Here is a 23,713-nt window from a genome sequence, read left to right as displayed (position 1 = left end):
GTTTGTCAGCGAGCGGATACAAAGCGCCGCCTGGCCGCGCCCTGCGTCCGAACAAGTCTGTTCGCTTTGTGCGGTTGCAGCATTTGATGGTATGTTTGCAGCAAATGCACTGGATGGAGTTCTGCCATGAGCGCCCTGCTGAAGGAAAATCCGACTGCCGATGCCGTGCTGGCAAAGGCGGTACTGACGGCTCGCGAACATCTGGCGATGACCCAGCAGGAGCTGGCGGCCATCGTCGGCGTGGACCGCAGCGCAGTGAGTCGCTGGAAGCAGAACGGCTTGCGCGTGGACAGCAAGACCGGCGAGCTGGCCCTGCTGCTGGTGCGTATCTACCGTGCACTGTTCGCCCTGTTTGGCGGCAACCATGAAGACATGCGTCACTTCTTGCGCACCGAGAACCGTCACCTGGGCGGCGTGCCGTTGCAGTTGATGGAGCAGGTGCAGGGGCTGGTCGCGGTGGTCGAGTACCTGGACGCCATCCGGGGCAAGGTCTGAATGTCCGTTGCAGCCGGCGCCCGTCTCTGGGCGAAGTATGAGGACTCGGTCGTCGCGCCCATTCGTGGACGCCTGGTACGACTGGTGGAGAGCCAGGGCCAGGTGGCGACGCTGCAACTCGTCGATACTCTGGAAGAGCAGGCGCTGCTCGAAGAGCTGCTGGAAACCAGCAAGCCGCGCATGCCGGCGCCCGCCGAACCCTTGCACTATCTGTTGAAGACGCCGTTCCGCTACCCGCCGCTGCGCTGGGGCTCGCGCTTTGGTCGACGCCACGAGCCGAGCCTGTTCTACGGCGCGCTCAAGCTGGAAACCGCGATGGCAGAGTCGGCCTTCTACCGCTTCGTGCTGTGGGAAGGGATGGTCTCGCCGCCGCCCAGCGGGCGGATTCTGTCCGAGCATGCTTCCTTTGAGGCGCGCTTCCAGGTGCAGAAAGGGGTGCGCCTGCACCTGCCGCCGTTCCGTGAGCACGAGGCGCTGCTCGATCCGCAGGATTACAGCGTCACCCAGGGGCTGGGCAGCGCCATGCGCGACGCCGGTGTGGAAGCGTTCGAGTATCGTTCGGCGCGTTGCCCGCAGGGCGGTATCAATGTGGCGTTGTTCGTTCCCGCGGCCTTCACCGAGAAGCGCCCGCGCAACCTGATGCCCTGGCTGTGCGAGACCACCTCGGAGTATGTCGCCTTCAAGCATGCCCAGGTGCCCGACAGCCCGCGACTCTACCGGCGTGACCACTACCTGGTGGACGGCAGGCTGCCGCATCCGGCCTGACCGTTCATCGTTTTGCCACTGTCGCGTCATGTTGGGCGGTGTATGTTGCGGGATGGCCAAGCAGGGAGCGCCAGACCATGGATATACGGATAGCCGTCCATCCCAGCGACGATCGTCGCTGGCGCGTGTACCTCAACCAGTTCTTCTACGACTGCAATAGCCGCAGCGCGGCCGAGCGCATTTGTGCGCGGGTCAGTGCCGCCGAGCAGCAGGCGATTCAGCTTCCCGAACCACCTCGTATCGTCCGGCCGCAGCGTGTGCCGCGGCGTCAGGTTCAGATCGCATGAAATTCTCCGGGTATCGGCGCCGGACGACGGAGCTTCCGGCGCGCGCGTCGCCCGGCTGAATGCACTGTCTACCTGAGAACACTTCCTATCCGCTGCCCTGAAACGGGGCGGTCGGCCGTTGCGTGGCGCGCACTTGTGCACAATGCTGACGCACTCTGTCAAGCCCCCGAAACATTGCATGCAGCCACCCCGTGAATTTCCTTGCGTTTTTTAACTTGTTGAAAAATAAAGGAAATTTTGATTGGTGAAAAAATCACCAATCTGTCACACGGCCCCAGTTCACTGGGGGTATGGACTGTTTTCAGCAAGTTCTCCACTGAGTTATCCACAGCTTCTGTGGATTGTCCCGAGCGCTTGCTCAGGAGCCCTGTTCCAGGGCCATTACAGAGGACCAAGGCTCAGCGGGCGGGTGACTGTTAGACTGGCGCGATCCATCGCCACACCCCGGAGTCCCGCATGCCCCTCGATCTGTCTGCCCTGTTGCTTGGCGTGCTCGCCGGACTGTTGCCCATGGCGGCACTCGCCTGGCGACTGCAGGCACGCAGGGTAGAAGTGGAGCAGGAAGCAACCTTGCTGCGCGAGCGCCTGGCCACTGCGCAATTGGCGCAGGACGGGCTGTCCGCCCAGGCCGATGCGGATCGCGATGCCTTTCAGCGCCTGAGCAGCCGTCACGCCGAGGTTTCCGCCGAGGCTGCGGCGTTGCGCCGTGAGGTCGAGCTGGGCAAGGCGGAGCGCGCGCGTCTGGGGAGTGCCGAGCAGGACTGGCAGGCCGAGCGTGCCGACAAGGAAGTGGAGCTGCGTCGCCTGTCGGCCGAGCATGCGGCGCTGGCCGCCGAGCTTCGCGAGCAGCAGGAAAACCATCAGCAGCGACTGGGAGACCTGCAAGCCGCGAAGGATGATCTGCGTGCCCAGTTTGCCGAACTGGCGGGGAAGATCTTCGATGAGCGCGAGCAGCGCTTTGCCGAATCCAGCCAGCAGCGCCTCGGGCAATTGCTCGACCCGCTCAAGGAGCGCATCCAGTCTTTCGAGAAACGGGTGGAGGAGAGCTACCAGGCCGAGGCCCGCGAGCGTTTCTCGCTGACCAGGGAGCTGGAGCGCCTGCAGCAGTTGAACCTGCGCCTGGGTGAGGAAGCCACCAACCTGACCCGCGCGCTGAAGGGCCAGAAGACCCAGGGCAACTGGGGGGAATTGGTACTGGAGCGGGTGCTCGAGCATGCCGGCCTGGAGAAGGGCCGCGAGTACGAAACCCAGGTCAGCCTGCGCGCGCCGGATGGCGAGCGCTTCCAGCCGGACGTGCTGATCCGCCTGCCTGGTGACAAACAGGTGGTGGTGGACGCCAAGGTCAGTCTGACCGCCTACCAGCAGTTCATCGCCGCCGACGACGAGGTGATCCGCCAGCAGGCGCTGAAGGCCCATGTGCTGTCGTTGCGCAGCCACGTGAAGGGGCTGTCCGACAAGGACTACCGCCGCCTTGAAGGCCTGCACAGCCTCGATTTCGTGCTGTTGTTCATGCCGATCGAGGCCGCGTTCTCGGCGGCCCTGCAGGCCGAACCGAACCTGTTCCAGGAGGCCTTTGAGCGCAACATCGTGATCGTCAGCCCGACCACCCTGCTGGCGACCCTGCGGGTGATCGACAGCCTCTGGCGCCAGGAGCGGCAGAACCAGAACGCCCGCGAGATCGCCGAGCGCGCCGGGGCGCTGTACGACAAGTTCGTGCTCTTCGTGCAGGATCTGGACGAGATGGGAACCCGCCTGCAGCAGCTGGACAAGACTTACGCGGCGGCGCGCAACAAGCTTTGCGAAGGGCGCGGCAACCTGATCAGCCGGGCTGAGCAGGTGAAACTGCTGGGCGCGCGGGCCAGCAAGAACCTGCCGGCGGACTGGCTGGAGCGCGCGCTGAGCGATGATTCACCGGTGGTGGAAGAGGGCGAGTAACGCAGGTCTGCGTTATCGCCTGAACACCTGACTCCCTGGCAGGAGCAGGCCATGTGGGCGACCACGTGCATAGCGCGCTCCCAGAGGGAAAGCCTGCAGCGAATTGCCCCCGCAAGTGGTCCTTCAGAACAGCGAATAGGGCTTGCCCGCCGACCCATCGGCGAAGCGCCGCAGCCGGAAGGCGTGCAGGTCCATGCCGGACTCGCCGGTGTGAATCCACTGACTCATCAACTGACCGACGATTGGCCCCATGGCGAAGCCGTGGCCGCAGAAACCGGTGGCGATCAGCAGGCCAGGGACTTCCGGCGGGGCGTCGAGCACCGGGATGCCGTCGGGTAGCACGTCGATCAGGCCGGCCCAGCTTTCCACCACTTTCACATCGCGCAACGCGGGGAATGCCCGGGCGAGGTGGGTCTGCGCCTGGAAAACGCGCGAGGTGTTTGCCTTCACCTGAGGATCACGTTCGCCGAGGATCGGGCCATTCGCGCTGCGCTCCGAGCCGGGCAGGCGCTGGCGCAGGTCGTGGAACAGGGCGCCGTTGAGCTTGAAGGAGAAGCCCGCACGGTGCTCCGGCAGGTGCGGCAGGTAGTGCCTGGCGCCACGCAGGTAGTCGAGGTTCAGATCGATGTCGGCCTGGGTTTCGTCAGCAAGATTAATGCTGCCGTCGGCACGCTGGCGGAAGCCGATGCCGTGGCCGATGAAGCATTGCGCGCCGACATCCGCACCGGGGCTGGTGCGCGAGACGGTACAGCGCACGGCCTGTTGCGGCAGTGTCAGTCCGAGGCTCTGCACCAGGCGCCAGCTGCTGGCGCCGGCGCAGACCAGCAATTGCCGGGTCTTCACGTAGCCGCGCTCGGTCTGCACGCCGCAGATGGCGCCGGCGGCGCGGTCGATGCCGGTAACGCCGCAGCCTTCGACGAACACGGCGCCGCGTTCGATGGCGCGCAGCGCATAACCCGGCGCGACACGGCGTGGCTCGGCCTGGCCGTCGTTGGCGGTGTAGAGGCCGCCGAGTGCGGGATCGCTCAGGGCCGGCATCAATTGCGCAACGTCCGCGCGGCCCAGCAGGCGGGTGCCGAGGCCGAAGTTGGCCGCGACCTTCAGCCAGTCTTCGTACTTCTGCTGTTGCTCCGGCGTTTCGGCCAGGTACAGGCAGCCGCCCTGGCGCCATTCCAGCGGCAGTTGCAGCGTTTCTTCCAGGCGCTCCCACAGCGGGATCGCCGCCATCATCAGCGGCACTTCGGCCGGGTCGCGCGCCTGTTGGCGAACGAAGCCCCAGGCGCGGGTGGATTGCTGGCTGGCGAGGCCGGCCTTGTCCAGCACCAGTACGCTCAGGCCAAGCCCGGCGAGCTGCCAGGCGGTGGCGCAACCCATGATGCCGCTGCCGGCGATGACCACGTCCACCTGCTCCGGCAGGCGCTCCACGCGGGAGGAAAGGGCGGGGTGAAGCGGGTAGGTTCCCATCGGCATTCGGCGGCATCCCTGAATCGAGTAACGGATGCCGCAGTATGCGATCGGCGTGCGCCGCGCATCCACTGCGCGGGCGCGCCGGCAGGCGTTACGAGGCGCGCATGGCCCGGCTGGCGGCCGGCGAGCGAGCCAGGTAGTCCAGCGCTTCCTGGGTGTTGGCCTCGTGGTCCGGGTGGTACCAGGGCTTGAAGTAGCGCAGGAAGCTGGTGGCCAGCGAGCTGATCTTCGGCAGCACGCCAGACTTCGAACCATCGCGCCAGATGGCAGCGAAGGAGCGTGGCCTGGCGATGCTCGGGTCCTGGCGCGACAGGGTGCGGGTGCCGAACGCGAAGAGGTATATGATCAGCGGCCACACCACGAACATCCACAACTGCCGGCTGACAAAGGTGCCGCCCAGGTGCACGTGCAGGTCATGGGCAACGTTGCGGTGCTCCACTTCCTCGGCGCCGTGCCAGCGGAACAGGTCGAGCAGCACCGGGTCAGCCTTGGCGCGGTCCAGCGCGTCGGCTTCGAGAATCCATTTGCCGAGGATGCAGGTGAAATGCTCCACCGCGGCGACGATGGCGCAGCGCTGGCCGATCCACCAGCGCTTGAGCCAGGGGGTGCGATTGAACAGTTCGATGCCCAGCGGCGTGTCGCAGAGCAATTGTTCGAACAGGTAGTCCATGACTGTCTGGTAGCGCGTGGAGTCGATGCCGTGGTGGCTCAGGTAGCGTTCCAGCGCGCCGGAGTGGGCGCGGGCATGCATCGCTTCCTGGCGGATGAAGCCCTGCACGTCCTCGCGCAGCCGGCCTTCCTTAACGAAGGGCAACGCCTTGTTGTACAGCCGGCAGAACCAGAGCTCGCCGGCCGGCAGCATCATATGGATGACATTGATTGCGTGGGACGCCTCGGGCTCGCCGGGAATCCAGTGCAGCGGCGAGTCGGTGTAGTCGAACTGCACCTTGCGTTGTACGAGCTTGTGATGAGGGGCGTTCATGGCAGTTCTCAGGCAGTCAGGTTGAGTCGGGCGAACAGGCGCGACAGCCAGGGCATGAAGCGCCATTGCAGGGCGCCCAGATGCACTTCGCTGCCGACCTTCACCACCGGCTGGTTGCGTTCCACGGCGCGGGTGATGCGCTCGCCGACGGTGTCCGGGCTGAGCCGGCGACGACGGTAGAAGCGCTGCACTCTGGCGCGGTGTTTCGTCTGTTGTTCGTCGTTCATGCCGGCGAAACGTGTGGCCTGGACGATGCCGGTATCGACGAAGCCCGGGCATGCCGCGCTCACGCCGATTCCGTGGCCAGCCAGCTCTGCACGCAGGCATTCGCTGAGCATCAGCACCGCCGCCTTGCTCGTGGCGTAGGCCGGGTAATTGCGCGACGGCGCGAACGCCACGCCGGAGGCGACGTTGACCAGATGCCCTGGCTTGCCGCTCTCGACCATCTGCTGGCCGAACAGCCGGCAGCCGTCGATCACGCTCCACAGGTTGATGCGCAACAGGCGCTCCCATTCCCGCGGAGTGGTCTTGAGCATCGGTCCGGCCATGCCGATGCCGGCATTGCTGACCACCACGTCGGGGACGCCGAGGCTGGACTTCACCCACTGGGCGAAGCGCTCCATGGCAGCACTGTCGCCGACGTCCACGCAATAGCTGTAGGCGCTGGCGCCGACCGCTCGGGCCAGCTCTGCGCTGCGTTCGGCGGCGGCCGGGTCGATGTCCGCGGCGAGCACGCTGGCGCCGCGTTCAGCAAAGCTCAGCAGGGTCGAGCGGCCGATGCCGCCGCCCGCGCCGGTGACCACCACCAGCTTGCCGGCGAACGGGCCTGCACCCGGTTTCAGCGCGGCGCGGTGCAGCTCCGGCGTGGCCTCGTGTCCCTCGATATGGCTGACGAATTCATCGATCCAGTTGCCCAGCCGGGCCGGTTCGGCAAGCAGTTGCCAGTGTCCGGCGGTGACATCGCGGCGCCACAGGCGCGGCGCCCACAGCGAGAGTTGCTGGAACAGTTGCTGGCCGACGTAGCGGTCGCGGGTCGGCACGATGAGTTGCACCGGCACCTCGGTATGCCGTTTGCGCGGCTTGAGGATCGAGGTGATGAAGTTGGCCCGATAGAGCTTCACGCCGTGCTCGCCGTCGCTGGCCTGGTGCGGGTTGCGCGCCGGGTTGCGGATGCCCTCGACCTTGCGCAGGTACTGCGGCCAGGCTTTCGCCGCGCCAAAGCGCCAGGACAGCGACGGCAGCAGCGGCAGGTGAAAGTAGTAGATGTACCAGGAGTGCAGCAGCTGGCTGGCCATCTGCAGCAGCGCGCGCGGTGTCTTGCGGCGCAGGCGGTCGCGCATCCAGAAGCCGACATGGTCCAGGCACGGCCCGGAGACGCTGGTGTAGGAAGCGATGCGCGCGCGCAACTGCGGATCGGTGACGCTCTCCCAGGTCTGGATCGAGCCCCAGTCGTGGGCCACCAGATGCACCGCGCGCTGTGGGCTGACGGCGTCGAGCACGGCCTTGAGGTCCTGGCTGAGCAGCTCCAGGCGGTAGTCGCGGGTCTTGCGCGGCTTGTCCGATTCGCCGGCGCCGCGGACGTCGTAGGCGACCAGTTGATAGCGCCCGGACAAGTGGCGGATCAGCGGCAGCCAGGTTTCATGGTTGTCCGGGTAGCCGTGGACGAACAGCACCATCGGCAGGTGCGGTTCACCCCAACGCCAGACCGCCAGGCGCACGTCGCCGGACTGCACGTCCAGCCGTTCCGGTGCCGGCAGGGATTTTTCCAGCATGGCGTTCATGCCACCTCCCGCTGCGCCGGTGCGCTGATCAGGCCGCGGGCGAGCCAGCGGCGCACGTGGGGCAGGTCGTCGTCCAGCCAGTAGGCGTCATCTTCGGTGACCACCAGCAGCTCCTCGAACTTGGCGCCCACGCCGCGCAGGCCCAGGTGCGGCTCGACGGCCCAGAGGCCGGGCGTCGGTGCGTGTTGTGAACGGTCGTTGCTCGACCACAGCGGCGACCAGCCTTCGCGGCGGCCGGTGATCAGGGCGTTCTTCATCAGCGTGGCGATGTTGCGCACGCCGAAGCGCGCCAGCGATGGGCCGCTGTTCCGCGCGCCGAGTTTTTCCACGCGGTGGGCCAGCACTTCGAAGGGATAGGCCTTGTGCCGGGGCAGGGTGCCCTGGCGCTGGCAGAGGCGATCCACCGACTGGCTGACCTCGGCCAGTGGCAGGCGCTGACGCACCTGCTCGACGATCAGGTTGCGGTGCGCCAGCAGGTCGTCCATCAGACGCTCCACCAGCAGATTGTGGCCCAGCGCGCCGGAGTAGCCGACGTCGGCGGTGTAGGCACCCAGGGTCGGCGCGCAGTCGAGGATGAAGGGCATGCCTTCCTCAAGGCGCTGCTTGCCCGGGTAGAAGGCCAGGTTGAAGCCGCCCAGGTGGCGCAGACCGTCGAAGCCCTTGAATGAAGTGCGCGGGCCGAACCAGGCAAAAGGCTGGTGGAACCAGTCACGCACGCCGTGATCGAGCAGCCAGGTCTTCATCAGCGCGGCGGTCTCGCGTTCGCTGATGCCCGGACGCAGTTCGCCGGCAATGGTTTCGCAGCAGCGGTAGGCCAGTTGCTGAATCTCGCGGAAATGCCGCAGGTCTTCGTGGGTGGGCACCCAGGCGCCTTGGGACATGACTTTCTCCAGGCTGGTTGTTGTTATCGTTACATCGTTCGATGTCACGATTGATGCTGACCCATCGGGCGCCGTTGTGCCATGCGTGCATGGCGGGCCTGGAGTGTTACCGGAGCGGGGAGCCTCTGGCGGCGCGGGTTGCGGCTGGCGAGGAGAAATCGGACGGATGCAGTTCCCGTCTTTGGTTGGGCCGCCGGGCTGTGCGGCGGATCACTTTGGAACGCGTGCTTTCGATTGTTCCGAGGGCGCACGGTGACTATCATCCGCGCCATGAGCACACCCCTGAACCTCCTGCAGCGTTTGCTGCAACGCCCGGACGACGCCCCCTCCGCGATGGAGGACGCGCGCGAGTACTCGGTGGATGAGCTGGCCCGCGAGGGTGGCACCACGGTGCGCAACCTGCGCGCGTACCAGGACCGCGGCCTGCTGCCGCCGCCAGAGCGCCGTGGCCGCGCCGGGGTGTACTTCGCCAGCCACCTGCGCCGCCTGCGACTGATCAACCGCCTGCTGGAGCGCGGCTACAACATCGCCAACATCAAGGAACTGCTGGAGAGCTGGGAGCGTGGCCACGATCTGGACCATGTGCTGGGCCTCGACGAAGCCATCGTCGGCCCGTGGAACCTGGAGTCTCCCGGCAGCATCGCGTTCAGCGACCTGCAGGCGCTGTTCGGTGGCGAGCTGAATGACGCGGTGATCGACCAGGCACTGGCACAGGGGCTGCTTGCCTTCGACGGCGAGCGCATCAGCATTCCCAGCCCGCGCCTGTTCAATGCCGGCGTCGAGCTGTACCGCGCCGGTATTCCACTGGCTGCTCTGCTCGATCATCTGGCGGTGCTTCGCACCGACACCGAACACCTCGCCGCCGGGATCGTGAGGCTGGTGGTAACGCACCTGGTGGACAAGCCCGGTGCCGACCTTCTGCCCGGCGCTGCCGACCTCGAACGCCTTGCCGACGTCTTCCAGCGCCTGCGGCCGGTGGCCGAGCAGGTGGTGCTGGTGGAGCTGGCGCGCGGCCTGAAGCGCTCGGCCAATGAAATGCTCGGCGAGCGCGTCGGGGAGATCCTCCGGCGTCTGGAAACCCCAGAGTAGGGATCAGCTGGCTGCCTGGGCCAGTTTTCCGCGCAGCCAGCGCCGCGCCGGGTCCTCATCGCTGGCTTGCGACCAGATCTGCACGAAGTCGAACGGCGCCAGTTTCAGCGGTGGCTCGAAGCTGGCCAGGCCATGGCGTTCGAGATCGTCCGGGAGCATTCGCGCAGCAATCGTCAGGACCATGCCGGTACCCGCCAGCAGGCTCGGCGCCACGCTGAAGTGCGGCACGGTAGCGGCCACCAGGCGGCGCCGGCCGAGCTTCTCCAGGTGGCTGTCGATTTCTTCCGCGGGGCTTTGCTGCAGGGCCACCCGCAGGTGCGGGGCGGCCAGGTAGTCGTCCAGGTCCAGGCGCTTTCTGTCGCCCAGGGTTTCCATCGAGCAGAGGCAGATGAAGCGCTCCTCGAATAGCGGCTGTACGCGCAGCCCTTCGGGCAGCATCGGGAATACGCCGACGGCACCATCCAGCTCGCCGCTCGCCACCTGCTCGGCCATCCCGATCCGCGAATCCTGGCGAACGTCCAGGTGGATGCCCGGTGCTTCGCGGCGCAGCATCGGCAGCAGGGTCGGCAGCACCACCCAGGTGCCGTAATCGGACATGCCCAGGCGCAGGTCCAGCTCGGCGCTGGCCGGGTCGAAGTCGTCGCCCAGTACCAGCCGGCGCACGCCGCCGAGGATTTCCCGCAGCGGCCCGGCCAGTTCGAAACCACGACGAGTCAATTGCATCTGGTTGCCGGCGCGCACCAGCAACGGGTCATCGAGCAGGTCGCGCAGGCGGTTGAGCGCATGGCTCACGGCGGGCTGGGTCATGGCCAGTCGGTCGGCTGCGCGGGAAACGTGGCGTTCGTCCAGCAGGGCATCGAGGATCACCAGCAGGTTGAGGTCGATGCGGCGCAAGTCATGAATCGAGTGCATTAAGGGTGTGCCGATCATTCATTTCCATGCGCGAGATGGATAGCAGAGGCTGACGGTGTCGACAAGACCCGGAGGACAATCGATGTCGAAACTGCTTCTTCTGCTGCCCGCTATTGGCGTGGGGGCTCTGGTCGCCCTGCAGGCCGGCAGCAATTCGCTGCTTGGCCGCCAGCTGGGCCATCCGCTGAGCGCCAGCCTGACGTCCCTGGGCGTCAGCCTGGCAGCGGTGATCATCGCGCTGCTGGCCTTTCGCGTGCCGCTTCCGGCCGCCGCCGGCATTGCCACCACGCCGTGGTGGGGCTGGCTGGGTGGCCTGTTCGGCGCGGCGTACCTGACGGTGGCGGTGATGCTGGCGCCGCAGTTGGGCGCGGCAACGTTCCTGGCTTGCGTGGTCGCCGGGCAGATGCTGATGTCGGCGCTGTGCGATCAGTTTGGCTGGGCGGGATTTGCGGTACGGCGGCTATCGCCCGAAGGCTATCTGGCCATCGGGCTGATCATTGCCGGGGTGGTGCTGTTGCAGTGGCGTGGGAGGCTGGCATGAGATCCCCAGGCTGGCGCGGTTGCCACGCCGGGACCTCTTTCAGCGCAGGCTCAGATGCCGACTCAACAACGCCCGCAGTGCCGCCGGCTTCACCGGCTTGGGCAGGAAATCGAGCCCGGCGGCGTGGATCTGCGCCACCAGCTCGGGGCGGGCGTCCGCGCTGATCACCACGCCAGGCACCGGCTCGCCGAGGCGGGTACGCAGCCAGGCCATGAGGTCGGTGCCCAGTTCGCCGTCGTCCAGGTGGTAGTCGATCAGCGCCAGTTGCGGTCGCGCGTCCTCCTCCAGCAGCGCCTGGCATTCCTCGCGGCTGCGCGCGGTAAGCACGCGGCAGCCCCAGCGAGTCAGCAGGCTGTTCATGCCGGTGAGGATGCTGTCTTCGTTGTCGACGCAAAGAACCTGCGCACCGTTGAGCTGTTCGGGGGTTTCCGCCTTGTGCCCGTTGAGTGGTGCCGGGGCGGGCTGGCGAGCGAGCGGCACGCTGACGCTGAACACGCTGCCCTTGCCCGGCCAGGAGCGCACTTCCAGGCGGTGGCCAAGCACCTTGCACAGCCGGTCGGCAATCGCCAGGCCCAGACCCAGGCCTTTCTCGGCGCGGGTCTGATGACTGTCCAGGCGTTTGAATTCCTCGAAGATCACCTGCAGCTTGTCCGGCGGAATGCCCGGACCATGATCCCAGACCTCCAGGCGCAGGTGTCCGGCTTCGCGGCGCACGCCCAGCAGCACGTGGCCCTTGGCGTAGCGGAAGGCGTTGGTAAGGAAGTTCTGCAGGACGCGGCGCAGCAGCTTGATGTCGCTCTCCACACGCAGCTTGCTGCCGCGTACATGGAAGTCGATGCCGTGCTCCTGGGCCAGCACCCGGAACTCCACGCCGAGGGTGTCGTACAGGTTGCTCAGCGGGAAGGCTGCGACGTCGGCGCTCACGCGGCCTCCCTCGAGACGCGAGATGTCCAGCAGGTCGGTGATCAGGTCTTCGGCCGAGCGCAGGGACGAGTCGAGGTGGCGCACCAGTTCGGTAGCTTCCTCGGGCAGTTTTTCCTGGTGGGCGAGGGCGGCAGAGAACAGCCGTGCGGCGTTCAGCGGCTGCATCAGGTCATGGCTGACCGCAGCGAGGAAGCGTGACTTCGACTGGTTCGCCGCTTCGGCCGTGCCTTTGGCTTCAGTAAGCGCGTGGTTGAGTTGCGACAGTTCGAACGTCCGCTCCTGTACCCGCTGTTCCAGACTCTCGTTGGCATCCTTGAGGCCCTGCTCGGCGTCGCGGTAGTTGGTGATGTCGGTGAAGCTCATGACGAAGCCGCCGCCGGGCATCGGATTGCCGATCAGCTCGATCACCCGGCCATTGGGGAACAGACGCTCGGAGGTGTGCGGCGTGCCCTGGCGCATCCAGTACAGGCGCTTGGCGACGTGCAGGTCGGGGTCACCCGGCCCGCACAGGCCGCGTTCGGCGTTGTAGCGGATGATGTCGGCAATCGGGCGGCCAACGTAGATCAGTCCGTCCGGGTACTCGAACAGCTCGATGTAGCGATGGTTCCAGGCCACCAGGCGCAGCGACTGGTCGACCACGCTGATGCCCTGGGTGATGTTTTCGATCGCGCCCTGCAGCAGCGCGCGGTTGAACTGCAGCACCTCGGACGCCTCGTCGGCGATCTTCACCACGTCCTCCACCTGCATCTCGCGGCCTTCGATGGCGGCCTTCACCACGGCGCGCGCGGAGGAGGCACCGAGTACGCCGGCGAGCAGGCGCTCGGTGTGGGCGATCCACTCGTCGTTGGCGTTCTGGCTGGGGGTAAACCCCTTGCCCTGGCGATAGGCGAAGCGGATGAAGCTCTGCCGTGCGCGCTCCTCGCCGACGAAGCGGGCGGCGAGCATCAGCAGGTCTTCCAGCTGCACCGCGAGCATCGAGCGCGAGCTGAGCTTCTGGGAGATTTCCTGGCCGATGAAGCGACTGGCCTGCCAGTGCTCGGAGACGCGGGTGCGAGAGAATACCGAGACCAGCCCGAACAGCGCGAAGTTGCCGATCAGCGAGAGCAGCACGCCGAGGGTCAGTGGTTCGATGGACAGGCCGAATGGCCGCCCGGCCAGCCAGGCCAGGCCGGGGAAGGTTTCCAGTGGCCAGCCCAGGCCCTTGGCGACTACCGGCAGGACCAGGGTGTACGCCCAGAGGAAGGAACCAGCGGCCAGGCCGGCAAACACGCCACGGCGGTTGGCCTGCTTCCAGTACAACGCGCCGATCATCGCCGGGCCCAGCTGGGCGATAGCGGCGAAGGCGATCTGGCCGATGGTGGCGAGGCTCGCGGTGGAGCCCAGCAGGCGATAGCTGACATAGGCCAGCAGGAGGATCAGCGCGATGCTCACCCGGCGCACGGTCAGCAGCCAGTGGCGGAACACCTCGAACGGTTGCTCGGCCTCGCCTTTGCGGCGCAGCAGCCAGGGCAGCAGCATGTCGTTGGAAACCATGGTGGAGAGCGCCACGCTGGCGACGATCACCATGCCGGTGGCTGCCGAGGCGCCACCGATGAACGCCAGCAGGGCCAGCGCAGGATGCGCTTCGGCCAGTGGCAGGCTGATCACGAAGGAGTCCGGCATCACGCCTGCCGGCAATTGCATCTGCCCGGCCAGGGCGATCGGCACCACGAACAGCGCGGCCAGCACCAGGTAGATCGGGAAGACCCAGCGCGCGAGGTTGAGGTCGCGCGGTTCGATGTTCTCCACCACCAGTACATGGAACTGGCGCGGCAGGCACATGATGGCGGTCATCGCCACGCCGGTCTGCAGCAGCATGGCCGGCCAGTGCACGGTCTCCTTCCAGTACTCGGTGAGCTGCGGGGCGACGCGGGCCTTGTCCACCAGGTCGTCGAAGCCGTCGTAGAGGCCGTAGGTGACGAAGATGCCGACGGCGAGAAAGGCGGTGAGCTTGACCAGCGACTCGAAGGCGATCGCCAGCACCATGCCGCGGTGGTGTTCGGTGACGTCCAGGTTGCGGGTGCCGAAGACGATGGTGAACAGCGCGAGGATCAGCGACACGATCAGCGCCGTGTCCTGGGCGCGGATGCCGGTGGAGTCGGGGCCGGCGCCGATCAGCAGGTTCACGCCGAGGACGATGCCCTTGAGCTGCAGGGCGATGTAGGGCAGCACGCAGACTACGCAGATCAGCGCCACCACGACGGCCAGTGCCTGCGACTTGCCATAGCGCGCGGCGATGAAGTCGGCGATGGAGGTGATGTTCTCCTGCTTGCTGATCATGATCATCTTCTGCAGCACCCAGGGCGCGAAGAGCATGAGCAGCACGGGACCGACATAGATCGGCAGGAATGACCAGAGCTGGTCGGCGGCCTGGCCGACGGCGCCGAAGAAGGTCCAGCTGGTGCAGTAAACGGCCAGCGAGAGGCTGTAGACCCAGGCGCGGACACGCGGCGAAAGAGGGGCGCGACGGCGGTCGCCATAGAACGCGATGGCGAACAGGACCGCCATGTAGAGCAGGGCGACCGTTGCGATCAACCCACTGGACAACGACATGCTGACTCCGGAAATGAACGGGCTCCCCCGCAGGAGCACTGGCAGCAGTTTCGCACCAAAGTCCGGAACTGTCAGACGCCTGCTACCAATGTCTCAGTGGCGCTGTGTCACGCCTCACACTTGAGGGCGAGCCGCCGGACTGGTAGCTTGCCGGCCTTTTCGCGGTCCGTCCGTCGCGCCCGTTTGGGGACGCGGCACTTCGCCGGGCCGCTACGCTCTGATGTGAGCGATGATTTCGCGTCGTGTTTCGAGGAGGGCGCCATGTTCAGACCGTTACCCATCACCTTGCAGCGCGGGGCCCTGCGCCTGGAGCCGATGGTGGAGGCCGACGTGCCGGATCTGGTGACGCTGGCGGAGCAGAACCGCGACGTCCTGCAGTTCATGAGTGCGCCGGGGCGTCCGGACTGGTACCGCCAGGGGCTGGCCGACCAGCGCGAGGGCCGCGCGTTGCCGCTGGTGGTGCGCCTGGGCAACCAGATCGTCGGCACCACGCGCTTCATGGACTTCCTTCCGGCATTGCCGGCCTGCGAGATCGGCGCCACCTGGCTGGACCAGACCCAGCACGGCAGCGGCCTCAACGCCACGATGAAGTACCTGATGCTGCGCCACGCCTTCGACAGCTGGAAGATGGTCCGCGTGCAGTTCAAGACCGCCGCCAGCAATGAGCGCTCCCAGCGCGCCATCGAGAAGCTCGGCGCGGTGCGCGAAGGCGTGCTGCGCAACCACCGTCGCCTGGCGGGGGGGCGGCTCGACGACACCATCCTGTACAGCGTCACCGACCAGGAATGGCCGCAGGTGAAGGCCGCGCTGGAAGCCGGTTTCAACGGCTGATGGGGCGGTGTAAGGTGACCGCCCCGCTCGTTCTCCAGAACAGCGGTGCGACATCGAGGCAGGACCATGGCAGAACACGACGCGAGCGGCGAACGTACCCGCTTCTGGCGGGCCCAGGAGCTGGGCGGCGTCGAGCTGCTGCACGCGCGCTACATCGAGCAGGTATTCTCGCCTCACGTCCATGAAGGCTTTGCCTTCGTCATGATCGAGCAGGGTGCACAGCGCTTTCACCATCGCGGCGCCGAGCACTTCGCTCCAGCCGGCAGCGTGGTGCTGATCAACCCTGACGAAGTCCACACTGGTTCCAAGGCCGACGAGGCCGGCTGGCGCTACCGCGGCTTCTATCCGGAGCTGGCGCAGGTTTCCGGCGTGCTGGAGGAACTGGAGCTGGGTGGAGGCGGCACGCCGTCGTTCGACGCCAGCGTGGTGTTCGACCCGGAGCTGGTGCAGGCGCTGTTCGCCGCCCATCGCCTGGTGGATTCCGACGCCACTGTGCTGCAGCGCCAGACTGGCTGGCGCGAGGCGCTCCTGTTGCTGTTCCAGCGTCACGCGCGGATTCCCGAGGCGCCACCTGCCGGCAACGAGCCTGTGGCTGTGGCACGGGCCCGCGAACTGCTCGGTTCGCGGTTGATGGAGCCGCCGTCGCTGGAGGAGCTGGCCGCTGCAGTCGGGCTGTCGCCCTTCCACTTCGCCCGCGTGTTCCGCAAGGCGACTGGCTTGCCACCTCACGCCTGGCTCAAGCAGCGCCGCCTGGAGCAGGCGAGGGCGCTGCTCAAGCAGGGCTGCATGCCGGTGAATGTGGCAACGCAATTGGGCTTCGCCGACCAGAGCCACCTCAGCCGGCAGTTCAAGCAGGCCTATGGCGTCGGCCCTGGCGAGTATCGCCAGGCTTGTGCGCGATCCTTCCGTCCCGCCTGATTCTCCCTTGCCATTGGCGGTCAGGCCCCGTCAGTGAAGAGCGACTGAGCTATTGCCTTTGTTGATAAGCAGTCGTTCGGAATGCCGAAAAGAGAATCTGAGTCAACCGGAATATTTTTTCATTTGCGATACATTTGCATTTACAAAATTTACAATCAGTTCTAATTTCCCGTCCCTTCACGAAGTACCCGGGGAGGGAAAGCATGTCATCCGTTCGTTCGTGGTCGCGCCTGGCGATTGCCATAGCCCTGGCCACGCCGCTCCTGCCAGCGCAGGCCGAGGAAGAGACCAAGGAATTGGAGACCGTCACCGTGGTTGGTGACTGGCTCGGCGAGGCCGACCAGCAGGTGGTGCAGAACCATCCCGGCGCGCGCACCGTGGTCCGCCGCGAGCAGATGATCGAAGAGGGTGCGCAGAACGTGCGCGACGTGCTGCGTGGCATTCCCGGCGTGCAGGTGCAGGACAACAACGGCACCGGCGGCAGCGATGTCTCCCTCAATGTCGGCGTGCGCGGCCTGACCTCGCGCCTGTCGCCGCGCTCCACCGTGCTCATCGATGGCGTCCCGGCCGCCGTCGCGCCGTACGGCCAGCCGCAACTGTCGATGTTCCCGCTGTCGGTAGGCAACCTCGACAGCGTCGACGTCGTGCGCGGCGCCGGTTCCGTGCGCTATGGACCGCAGAACGTCGGCGGGGTGATCAACTTCGTCACCCGTGCGATTCCCAAGGAATTCTCCGGCGACGTCGGCAGCACCGTGGAAACCGCTTCCCACGGTGGCTGGAAGAAACTCTACAACGCCTTCCTCGGCGGCACCGCCGATAACGGGATGGGTGCCGCGCTGCTGTATTCGGGCGTGAAAGGTGCGGGCTACCGTGACAGCAACGATGCCACCGACATCGACGACGTGATGTTCAAGACCCACTGGGCGCCGACCGACGCCGACGAGTTTTCCGCCAACTTCCATTATTACGACGGTGGCGCCGACATGCCCGGCGGCCTGACCCAGGCGCAGTTCGACAAGGACCCGTACCAGTCGGTGCGCGACTACGACAACTTCACCGGCCGTCGCAAGGACGTCTCGCTCAAGTACAAGCGGCAAATCGACGACCTCACCCAGGTCGAGGTGCTGACCTACTACAGCGACAGCTTCCGCGGCAGCACCATCGCCAACCGCGACCTCAAGACCCTGGCATCCTACCCGCGCGACTACCACACCTTCGGTATCGAGCCGCGCGTGTCGAAGATCTTCATGATCGGCCCGACCACCCAGGAGGCCAGCATCGGCTACCGCTACCTGAAGGAAGCGATGCACGAGCGCGCCAGCCAGGTGGCCCTGATCAACAATATTCCGACCACGCTGCCGACGCCGGGCGGCGACGGCCACACCTACCAGGACCGCACCGGTGGTACCGAGGCGAACTCGATCTATCTCGACGACAAGATCGACGTGGGCAACTGGACCGTTACCCCGGGCATCCGCTTCGAGCGCATCTCCACCGACTGGCACGAGCGCCCGGTGATCGACAACAAGGGCAAGCCGGTCCAGGAGAAGAACCGCAGCAAGGACTACAACGAGCCGCTGCCGGCGCTGGCGGTGATGTATCACCTGTCGGACGAGTGGAAGCTGTTCGCCAACTACGAGACGTCCTTCGGCAGTCTGCAGTACTTCCAGCTCGGCCAGGGCGGCAGCGGCAACGACACCGCCAGCGGTTTGCAGCCGGAGAAGGCGAAGACCTACGAAGTGGGGACCCGCTACGACAACGGCACCTGGGGTGGCGAAGTCACGCTGTTCTACATCGACTTCGACGACGAGCTGCAGTACATCAGCAACGACGTGGGCTGGACCAACCTGGGCGCCACCAAGCACCAGGGCATCGAGACGTCGGCACACTACGACATGGCTGCGCTGGACCCGATCCTCGCCGGCCTGACCGCCTACGGCACCCTGACCTACACCCGTGCGACCTACGAGGGAGATATCCCGGCGTTCAAGGGGCGCGACCTGCCGCTCTACTCGCGCCAGGTGGCGACCATCGGCCTGCGCTACGAGCACGACCGCTGGACCTACAACGTCGACGGTTTCGCCCAGTCCAAGCAGCGCGCGCCCGGCCCGACCACCAACGCCAACGGCAGCTTCACCGGCAACTACATCACCGAGCCGAGTGCCGATGGCCAGTACGGCGATATCCCCGGCTACATGCTGTGGAACGCTCGCGTGGGCTACGACTTCGGCCCGCAGGCGTCGAACCTGAAGGTCGCCGCCGGGGTGAAGAACCTCTTCGACCAGATGAACTACACCCGTTCCAGCGACAACAACGCCGGCATCTACCTCGGCGAGCCACGCACCTTCTACGTGCAGGGCAGCGTCGGCTTCTGACGTCGACCCGGCCCGGAACAGCCCGTCCTTCGCGACGGGCTTTTTCGTGGATGGATTGCCCGGTTGCAATGGATTTGTGCAGAAAATGTGGCTTTTCTTCACGCTATTGCCGTCATATCCGTGCTGTCATTCCGGCCCAAGGCCGCTACGCAGGTATACAAGGACGATGTCTCAACACTCGCAATTCGCCCTGCTGGGCACCAAGCGATTCCTGCCCTTCTTCATCACCCAGCTGCTGGGTGCGTTCAACGACAACATCTTCAAGCAGTCGTTGATCCTCGCAATCCTCTATCACCTCACCGTCGGCGGTGACCGCAACCTGCTGGTCAACCTCTGCGCGCTGTTGTTCATCCTGCCGTTCTTCCTGTTCTCCGCCCTGGGCGGCCAGTTCGGCGAGAAGTTCAACAAGGACGCGCTGATGCGCGCGCTGAAGCTGGCCGAGATCGTCATCATGGCGGTGGGCGCCGCGGGCTTCGTGTTCGGCAGCCTTCCGCTGCTGTTCCTCGCTCTGTTCGCCATGGGGACCCACTCGGCGCTGTTCGGCCCGGTGAAGTACTCGATCCTGCCGCAGCATCTGCGCGAAGACGAACTGGTCGGCGGCAACGCCCTGGTGGAAATGGGCACCTTCCTCGCCATCCTCTGCGGCACCATCGGCGCCGGTGTGCTGATGTCGCGGCAGGACTACGCCGCCGGTGTCGGTGTCGCCGTGGTGCTGGTGGCGGTCTGTGGTTTCCTTGCCAGCCGCAACATTCCCCGCGCGGCCGCGGCACTTCCGGACCTGGCCATCGACTGGAACATCTTCCGCCAGTCCTGGGCCATTCTCATGCTCGGCCTTCGCCAGCGCCCGGCGGTGTCGCGCTCGTTGGTGGGCAACTCCTGGTTCTGGTTCCTCGGCGCGGTCTACCTGACGCAGATCCCGACCTACGCCAAGGAGCTGCTGCACGGCGACGAGAGCGTGGTGACGCTGATCCTCACCGTGTTCTCGGTGGGCATCGCGCTGGGCTCGATGCTGTGTGAAAAGCTCTCGGGCAAGAAGGTGGAGATCGGCCTGGTGCCCTTCGGCTCCATCGGCCTCAGCCTGTTCGGCATCCTGCTCTGGTGGCATTCGGGCGGCTTCCCGCAGGGCGAGCAGCCGTATAACTGGCTGGCAGTGCTCGAGCACTCGCAATCCTGGGCGGTGCTGGCGGATATCCTCGGCATCGGCATCTTCGGCGGCTTCTACATCGTGCCGCTGTATGCGCTGATCCAGGCGCGTACCGAGGAGGACAAGCGCGCACGGGTGATCGCCGCCAACAACATCCTCAATGCGCTGTTCATGGTGGTCGCGGCGGTCGTCTCGATCCTGCTGCTGTCGGTGGCGAAGCTGTCGATCCCCGAGCTGTTCCTCGTGCTCTCGTTGATGAACGTCGCGGTGAACGTGTACATCTTCAAGATCGTGCCCGAGTTCACCATGCGCTTCCTGGTGTGGCTGCTGACCCACTCGATGTACCGGGTCGACCATCGCAATCTCGACGCCATCCCCGATGAGGGGCCGGCCGTCCTGGTGTGCAACCACGTGTCCTTCGTCGACGCGCTGCTGATTGCGGGGTCGGTGCGGCGCCCGGTGCGTTTCGTCATGTACTACAAGATCTTCCGCATCCCGGTACTCAACTTCATCTTCCGTACGGCGGGGGCCGTGCCCATCGCCGGGCGCAACGAAGATGCCGAGACCTACGAAAAAGCGTTCGCCAAGGTCGCCGAGTACCTGCGCGAAGGGGAGTTGGTGTGCATCTTCCCCGAAGGCATGCTGACCCTGGACGGCGAGATGAACGAATTCCGCGGTGGCGTGGAGCGCATCATCGAGGAGACTCCGGTGCCGGTGATCCCGATGGCGCTGCAGGGGCTGTGGGGCAGCTTCTTCAGCCGCGATCCGCAGAAGGGCTTCTTCCGCCGCCTGTGGTCGCGGGTCTGCCTGGTGGCCGGTCAGCCGGTGGCGCCGGAAGCGGCCAAGCGCCTGGCGCTGCAGGAGCAGGTCGCGGCGCTGCGTGGTGCGGCTCGCTGAGTTTCACGCGGCAAAGAAAAAGCCCCGGCAGTGCCGGGGCTTTTTCATGGGCGTGTCGCGGTTCAGATAACCTGAACTTCGTCAGCCTGCAGGCCCTTCTGGCCTTCAACCACAACGAAGGAGACCTTCTGGCCTTCCTGCAGCGATTTGAAGCCGGTGCCCTGGATGGAGCGGAAGTGCACGAAGACATCGTTGCCGCTTTCCGGAGTGATGAAGCCGAAGCCCTTGGCGTCATTGAACCACTTGACGGTGCCGGTCTGACGATTCGACATGGAAATACACCTTGAACAATTGAATATTGTTTTGCGGAAAAGTCCGCGCTCGTCCTGAGTTGCAAGGTGCAGTCGATGCCGGTTGGCGGGGCGTGGCCCCGCCTGGTCACGAGCCACAGTGACCCAAGCAAACACAGTGGCCCGCAGCATACCGACAAATTTTCGGGAAAGCGACAGCCCGCCGGTATCGAGAACCGATACAGCGTCAGTGGCTCAATTTCAGGCCGACCAGTCCGCACAGGATCAGCGCAACGCTGAGCAGGCGTACCGGCGCCATGGACTCGCCGAACAGCACGATACCGACGATGACGGTGCCTACTGCGCCGACGCCGGTCCAGATGGCGTAGGCAGTACCCAGCGGCAGATTGCGCATCGCCAGGCCAAGCAGGCCCATGCTGGTGATGATCGCCAGCACGGTCAGAGCGGTGGGTATCGGACGGGTGAAACCTTCGGTGTACTTCAAGCCGACGGCCCAGGCGACTTCGAACAGGCCGGCGACGAACAGAATGACCCAGGACATGGAGTTCTCCAGACGGTGAATGGATACGAAGGGCCGTCCCCGCTGGAGCACCGGAAGGTGGTGAGGTCGTCCTCACAATGTGCATTATTTTGCACAAAATCAGTGCGCCGGGCAACCCGGCGCCGGAGTTTTGCCCTATTACGGCGCGTGCTGCTGGGGCGCGGGCTCGTCGGTCATGCGCCGGAACCAGGTGGACAACGTGGCGCCGGAGATGTTGTGCCAGACACTGAACAGCGCGCTGGGCACGGCTGCGAGCGGCGAGAAGTGCGCGCTGGCCAGGGCCGCTCCGAGACCGGAGTTCTGCATGCCGACTTCCAGCGCCAGCGACTTGCGCTGCGCCAATGGCAGGCCGAAGACCTTGGCGGTGAAGTAGCCCAGCAGGAAACCGAAGCCGTTGTGCAGGATCACCACGGCCATGATCAGCAGACCGGATTCGGCGATCTTCGCCTGGCTGGCAGCGACCACGGCGGCCACGATGATCACGATGGATATCACCGAAATCAGCGGCAGCACCTCCACCACATGGCGCACCCGCGCGCCGAGCATGCGCTGGGCAATGAGGCCGAGGACGATGGGCACCACGACCACCTGCAGTATCGACCAGAACAGTGCGCCGAAGGACACCGGCAGCCAGGCGGAGGCCAGCAGCCAGATCAGCGCGGGAGTAAGCAGCGGGGCGAGGAGGGTGGTTACGCCGGCAATCGCCACCGACAGTGCCAGGTCGCCACGCGAGAGCCAGGTCATCACATTGGATGCGGTACCGCTGGGGCAACAGCCGACCAGGATGACGCCGACGGCGATTTCCGGCGGCAGGTGCATCAGTTGGCAGAGCAGCCAGGCCATGCCGGGCATGATGACGAAGTGGGCGATCACGCCGAGGGTGACGCGCCAGGGATGCCGTGCGACTTCGGCGAAGTCCTCGACCTTGAGCGTCAGGCCCATGCCGAACATCACCACGCCGAGCATGGGCACGATGGCGACGGTGAGCGGGGTGAAGAGGGTCGGAATGCAGAACGCCAGGATGGCGAAGAGCAGCACCCAGAGGGCGAAGGTATTGCCCATGAAGCGGCTGAGCAGGATGAGCGCACGCATGGGCCGTCCTTCTTTAATGTGGGCCTTCTATTGTGTCAGGCGCCGCGCGGACGCGGCACCTGTCGGGGCATCAGATGCCCTCGGGCATCGCCTCGCCACCGAGTGCCTCGATCAGCGCCGGAATGAATTCGGCGAAGGTCAGCATCATCAGGGTGAAGCTGGCGTCGAGCTGGCCGAGGGCGTCTTCGCCGCCGTCCTGCTCCGCCTTCTCCTGCAGCATGTCTTCGAAACGCAGGCGCTTGATCGCGACCTTGTCGTCGAGGACGAAGGACAGCTTGTCCGACCAGGCCAGGGACAGCTGGGTGACCAGCTTGCCGGAGGTCAGGTGCAGCTGGATTTCCTCGCTGGTGAGGTCCTGGCGCTTGCAGCGCACGACGCCGCCGTCTTCGTGGGTATCACGCAGCTCGCACTCGTCGAGGACGAAGAAGTCGCCGGCGGCTTCCTGGGTCTTCACCCAGTCGGTCAGGGTGGCGGTCGGCGCGGTCTTCACGGTCAGCGGACGCACCGGCAGCGAGCCCAGGGCTTCGCGCAGGGTGGACAACAGGTCCTCGGCCTTCTTCGCGCTGGAAGTGTCGACCAGGATCAGGCCGAGGCTCGGGGCAATCGCGGCGAAGGTCACCGAACGGCGGATGAAGGCGCGCGGCAGCAGGGTCTGGACGATCTCGTCCTTGAGCTGGTCGCGTTCCTTCTTGTAGACCTTGCGCATCTGCGCGGCTTCGATCTCGTCGACTTTCTCCTTGAGCGCGTCACGCACCACGCTGCCGGGAAGAATGCGCTCCTCCTTGCGTGCACTGACCAGGAAGAAGCCTTCGCTGGCATGCACCAGCGGAGCATCCGGGCCCTTGCCGAACGGCGCGGAGAAACCGTAGGTCGTCAGTTCCTGGCTGGCGCAGGAGCGCGCCGGCTTGCTGGCCAGGGCCTTCTCCAGGGCATCGGCGTCGATCTGCAGATCCTGAGTGAGGCGGTATACGAGCAGGTTGCGGAACCACATGAGGGGCTAACTCCTGGACACA

19 protein-coding genes and 1 pseudogene are annotated in these 23,713 nt (G+C 65.7%); 10 read left to right on the top strand and 10 right to left on the bottom strand.

Translation table 11 applies throughout. From position 1 onward, the window contains the following. Positions 1 to 126 precede the first annotated feature (126 nt). From AC1ZV1_RS22850 to AC1ZV1_RS22835, 4 genes are all read left to right on the top strand, one after another. Positions 127 to 495 (top strand): MbcA/ParS/Xre antitoxin family protein, encoded by a 369-nt coding sequence (locus AC1ZV1_RS22850; protein WP_484293759.1) that lies wholly within the window; start codon positions 127 to 129, stop codon positions 493 to 495. Continuing rightward, positions 496 to 1,260 (top strand): RES family NAD+ phosphorylase, encoded by a 765-nt coding sequence (locus tag AC1ZV1_RS22845; RefSeq protein ID WP_484293758.1) that lies wholly within the window; start codon positions 496 to 498, stop codon positions 1,258 to 1,260. It begins immediately after the preceding gene. A gap of 77 nt (positions 1,261 to 1,337) precedes the next feature. Next, positions 1,338 to 1,547: a hypothetical protein gene (locus AC1ZV1_RS22840; protein ID WP_484293757.1), complete on the top strand. Its 210-nt coding sequence runs from the start codon at positions 1,338 to 1,340 to the stop codon at positions 1,545 to 1,547. Positions 1,548 to 2,117: 570 nt separating this feature from the next. After that, positions 2,118 to 3,482: a DNA recombination protein RmuC gene (locus AC1ZV1_RS22835; protein WP_484297611.1), complete on the top strand. Its 1,365-nt coding sequence runs from the start codon at positions 2,118 to 2,120 to the stop codon at positions 3,480 to 3,482. A gap of 123 nt (positions 3,483 to 3,605) precedes the next feature. On the opposite strand, the gene AC1ZV1_RS22830 is transcribed toward AC1ZV1_RS22835, so the two are convergent. The 4 genes from AC1ZV1_RS22830 to AC1ZV1_RS22815 all read right to left on the bottom strand — a co-directional run bounded on the left by AC1ZV1_RS22830 (position 3,606) and on the right by AC1ZV1_RS22815 (position 8,593). Next, entirely contained in the window at positions 3,606 to 4,952 is a 1,347-nt protein-coding gene (locus tag AC1ZV1_RS22830) for an NAD(P)/FAD-dependent oxidoreductase (RefSeq protein ID WP_484293756.1), read from the bottom strand. A gap of 88 nt (positions 4,953 to 5,040) precedes the next feature. After that, positions 5,041 to 5,931 carry a metal-dependent hydrolase gene (locus tag AC1ZV1_RS22825; RefSeq protein WP_484293755.1) on the bottom strand — a complete coding sequence of 297 codons (891 nt, stop codon included), beginning with the start codon at positions 5,929 to 5,931 and terminating at the stop codon, positions 5,041 to 5,043. A gap of 8 nt (positions 5,932 to 5,939) precedes the next feature. After that, the gene (locus tag AC1ZV1_RS22820) at positions 5,940 to 7,712 is read right to left on the bottom strand and encodes an SDR family oxidoreductase (RefSeq protein WP_484293754.1); all 1,773 of its coding nucleotides are present in this window, start codon (positions 7,710 to 7,712) and stop codon (positions 5,940 to 5,942) included. Then, a complete protein-coding gene (locus AC1ZV1_RS22815) occupies positions 7,709 to 8,593 on the bottom strand; it encodes a M24 family metallopeptidase (RefSeq protein ID WP_484293753.1) in 885 nt (294 codons plus the stop codon). Before AC1ZV1_RS22815 ends, AC1ZV1_RS22820 begins: the two co-directional genes overlap by 4 nt. A 390-nt stretch (positions 8,594 to 8,983) precedes the next feature. Between AC1ZV1_RS22815 and AC1ZV1_RS22810 the strand changes: the two genes are divergently transcribed. Further along, the gene (locus tag AC1ZV1_RS22810; protein ID WP_484297610.1) at positions 8,984 to 9,682 is read left to right on the top strand and encodes a MerR family transcriptional regulator; all 699 of its coding nucleotides are present in this window, start codon (positions 8,984 to 8,986) and stop codon (positions 9,680 to 9,682) included. Between the two features lie 3 nt (positions 9,683 to 9,685). Here the strand turns inward: AC1ZV1_RS22810 and AC1ZV1_RS22805 are convergent, their stop codons facing one another. Beyond that, positions 9,686 to 10,594 (bottom strand): LysR family transcriptional regulator, encoded by a 909-nt coding sequence (locus AC1ZV1_RS22805; RefSeq protein ID WP_484293752.1) that lies wholly within the window; start codon positions 10,592 to 10,594, stop codon positions 9,686 to 9,688. Positions 10,595 to 10,676: 82 nt separating this feature from the next. Here AC1ZV1_RS22805 and AC1ZV1_RS22800 point away from each other — a divergent pair, with 82 nt between their 5' ends. Next, complete coding sequence (locus AC1ZV1_RS22800; RefSeq protein WP_484293751.1) at positions 10,677 to 11,135, top strand: DMT family transporter; 459 nt, start codon at positions 10,677 to 10,679, stop codon at positions 11,133 to 11,135. Positions 11,136 to 11,174: 39 nt separating this feature from the next. On the opposite strand, the gene AC1ZV1_RS22795 is transcribed toward AC1ZV1_RS22800, so the two are convergent. Continuing rightward, complete coding sequence (locus tag AC1ZV1_RS22795) at positions 11,175 to 14,651, bottom strand: PAS domain-containing hybrid sensor histidine kinase/response regulator (RefSeq protein ID WP_484293750.1); 3,477 nt, start codon at positions 14,649 to 14,651, stop codon at positions 11,175 to 11,177. 229 nt (positions 14,652 to 14,880) lie between these two features. On the opposite strand from AC1ZV1_RS22795, the pseudogene AC1ZV1_RS22790 reads away from it, so the two are divergent. From AC1ZV1_RS22790 to AC1ZV1_RS22775, 4 genes and pseudogenes are all read left to right on the top strand, one after another. Continuing rightward, positions 14,881 to 15,482, top strand: a pseudogene (locus tag AC1ZV1_RS22790) (GNAT family N-acetyltransferase). A 66-nt stretch (positions 15,483 to 15,548) separates the two neighbouring features. Beyond that, on the top strand, positions 15,549 to 16,400 hold the full coding sequence (locus AC1ZV1_RS22785; RefSeq protein ID WP_484293749.1) for an AraC family transcriptional regulator: 852 nt from the start codon (positions 15,549 to 15,551) through the stop codon (positions 16,398 to 16,400). Positions 16,401 to 16,603: 203 nt separating this feature from the next. Then, the gene (locus tag AC1ZV1_RS22780) at positions 16,604 to 18,775 is read left to right on the top strand and encodes a TonB-dependent receptor family protein (RefSeq protein WP_484293748.1); all 2,172 of its coding nucleotides are present in this window, start codon (positions 16,604 to 16,606) and stop codon (positions 18,773 to 18,775) included. 166 nt (positions 18,776 to 18,941) lie between these two features. Next, positions 18,942 to 20,816: an MFS transporter gene (locus AC1ZV1_RS22775; RefSeq protein WP_484293747.1), complete on the top strand. Its 1,875-nt coding sequence runs from the start codon at positions 18,942 to 18,944 to the stop codon at positions 20,814 to 20,816. Between the two features lie 62 nt (positions 20,817 to 20,878). Here AC1ZV1_RS22775 and AC1ZV1_RS22770 read toward each other — a convergent pair whose 3' ends face one another. From AC1ZV1_RS22770 to rdgC, 4 genes are all read right to left on the bottom strand, one after another. Further along, positions 20,879 to 21,088 carry a cold-shock protein gene (locus AC1ZV1_RS22770; protein ID WP_045210321.1) on the bottom strand — a complete coding sequence of 70 codons (210 nt, stop codon included), beginning with the start codon at positions 21,086 to 21,088 and terminating at the stop codon, positions 20,879 to 20,881. A gap of 205 nt (positions 21,089 to 21,293) precedes the next feature. Further along, on the bottom strand, positions 21,294 to 21,608 hold the full coding sequence (sugE, locus tag AC1ZV1_RS22765; protein WP_484293746.1) for a quaternary ammonium compound efflux SMR transporter SugE: 315 nt from the start codon (positions 21,606 to 21,608) through the stop codon (positions 21,294 to 21,296). A gap of 138 nt (positions 21,609 to 21,746) precedes the next feature. After that, entirely contained in the window at positions 21,747 to 22,700 is a 954-nt protein-coding gene (locus AC1ZV1_RS22760; RefSeq protein WP_484293745.1) for a bile acid:sodium symporter family protein, read from the bottom strand. Positions 22,701 to 22,770: 70 nt separating this feature from the next. Then, positions 22,771 to 23,691, bottom strand: a complete 921-nt coding sequence (gene rdgC / locus AC1ZV1_RS22755) for a recombination-associated protein RdgC (protein ID WP_017522054.1) — start codon at positions 23,689 to 23,691, stop codon at positions 22,771 to 22,773. Positions 23,692 to 23,713: the final 22 nt, after the last annotated feature.

The organism is Pseudomonas sp. BB438 (assembly GCF_057180225.1).
This window is presented reverse-complemented; position numbering and strand designations above follow the sequence as displayed.

Coding starts and splice junctions, on each gene's coding strand:
- AC1ZV1_RS22850 (WP_484293759.1), top strand. CDS start 127: ATGAGCGCCCTGCTGAAGGAAAATCCGACTGCCGATGCCGTGCTGGCA.
- AC1ZV1_RS22845 (WP_484293758.1), top strand. CDS start 496: ATGTCCGTTGCAGCCGGCGCCCGTCTCTGGGCGAAGTATGAGGACTCG.
- AC1ZV1_RS22840 (WP_484293757.1), top strand. CDS start 1,338: ATGGATATACGGATAGCCGTCCATCCCAGCGACGATCGTCGCTGGCGC.
- AC1ZV1_RS22830 (WP_484293756.1), bottom strand. CDS start 4,952: ATGCCGATGGGAACCTACCCGCTTCACCCCGCCCTTTCCTCCCGCGTG.
- AC1ZV1_RS22825 (WP_484293755.1), bottom strand. CDS start 5,931: ATGAACGCCCCTCATCACAAGCTCGTACAACGCAAGGTGCAGTTCGAC.
- AC1ZV1_RS22820 (WP_484293754.1), bottom strand. CDS start 7,712: ATGAACGCCATGCTGGAAAAATCCCTGCCGGCACCGGAACGGCTGGAC.
- AC1ZV1_RS22815 (WP_484293753.1), bottom strand. CDS start 8,593: ATGTCCCAAGGCGCCTGGGTGCCCACCCACGAAGACCTGCGGCATTTC.
- AC1ZV1_RS22805 (WP_484293752.1), bottom strand. CDS start 10,594: ATGCACTCGATTCATGACTTGCGCCGCATCGACCTCAACCTGCTGGTG.
- AC1ZV1_RS22800 (WP_484293751.1), top strand. CDS start 10,677: ATGTCGAAACTGCTTCTTCTGCTGCCCGCTATTGGCGTGGGGGCTCTG.
- AC1ZV1_RS22795 (WP_484293750.1), bottom strand. CDS start 14,651: ATGTCGTTGTCCAGTGGGTTGATCGCAACGGTCGCCCTGCTCTACATG.
- AC1ZV1_RS22785 (WP_484293749.1), top strand. CDS start 15,549: ATGGCAGAACACGACGCGAGCGGCGAACGTACCCGCTTCTGGCGGGCC.
- AC1ZV1_RS22780 (WP_484293748.1), top strand. CDS start 16,604: ATGTCATCCGTTCGTTCGTGGTCGCGCCTGGCGATTGCCATAGCCCTG.
- AC1ZV1_RS22775 (WP_484293747.1), top strand. CDS start 18,942: ATGTCTCAACACTCGCAATTCGCCCTGCTGGGCACCAAGCGATTCCTG.
- AC1ZV1_RS22770 (WP_045210321.1), bottom strand. CDS start 21,088: ATGTCGAATCGTCAGACCGGCACCGTCAAGTGGTTCAATGACGCCAAG.
- sugE (WP_484293746.1), bottom strand. CDS start 21,608: ATGTCCTGGGTCATTCTGTTCGTCGCCGGCCTGTTCGAAGTCGCCTGG.
- AC1ZV1_RS22760 (WP_484293745.1), bottom strand. CDS start 22,700: ATGCGTGCGCTCATCCTGCTCAGCCGCTTCATGGGCAATACCTTCGCC.
- rdgC (WP_017522054.1), bottom strand. CDS start 23,691: ATGTGGTTCCGCAACCTGCTCGTATACCGCCTCACTCAGGATCTGCAG.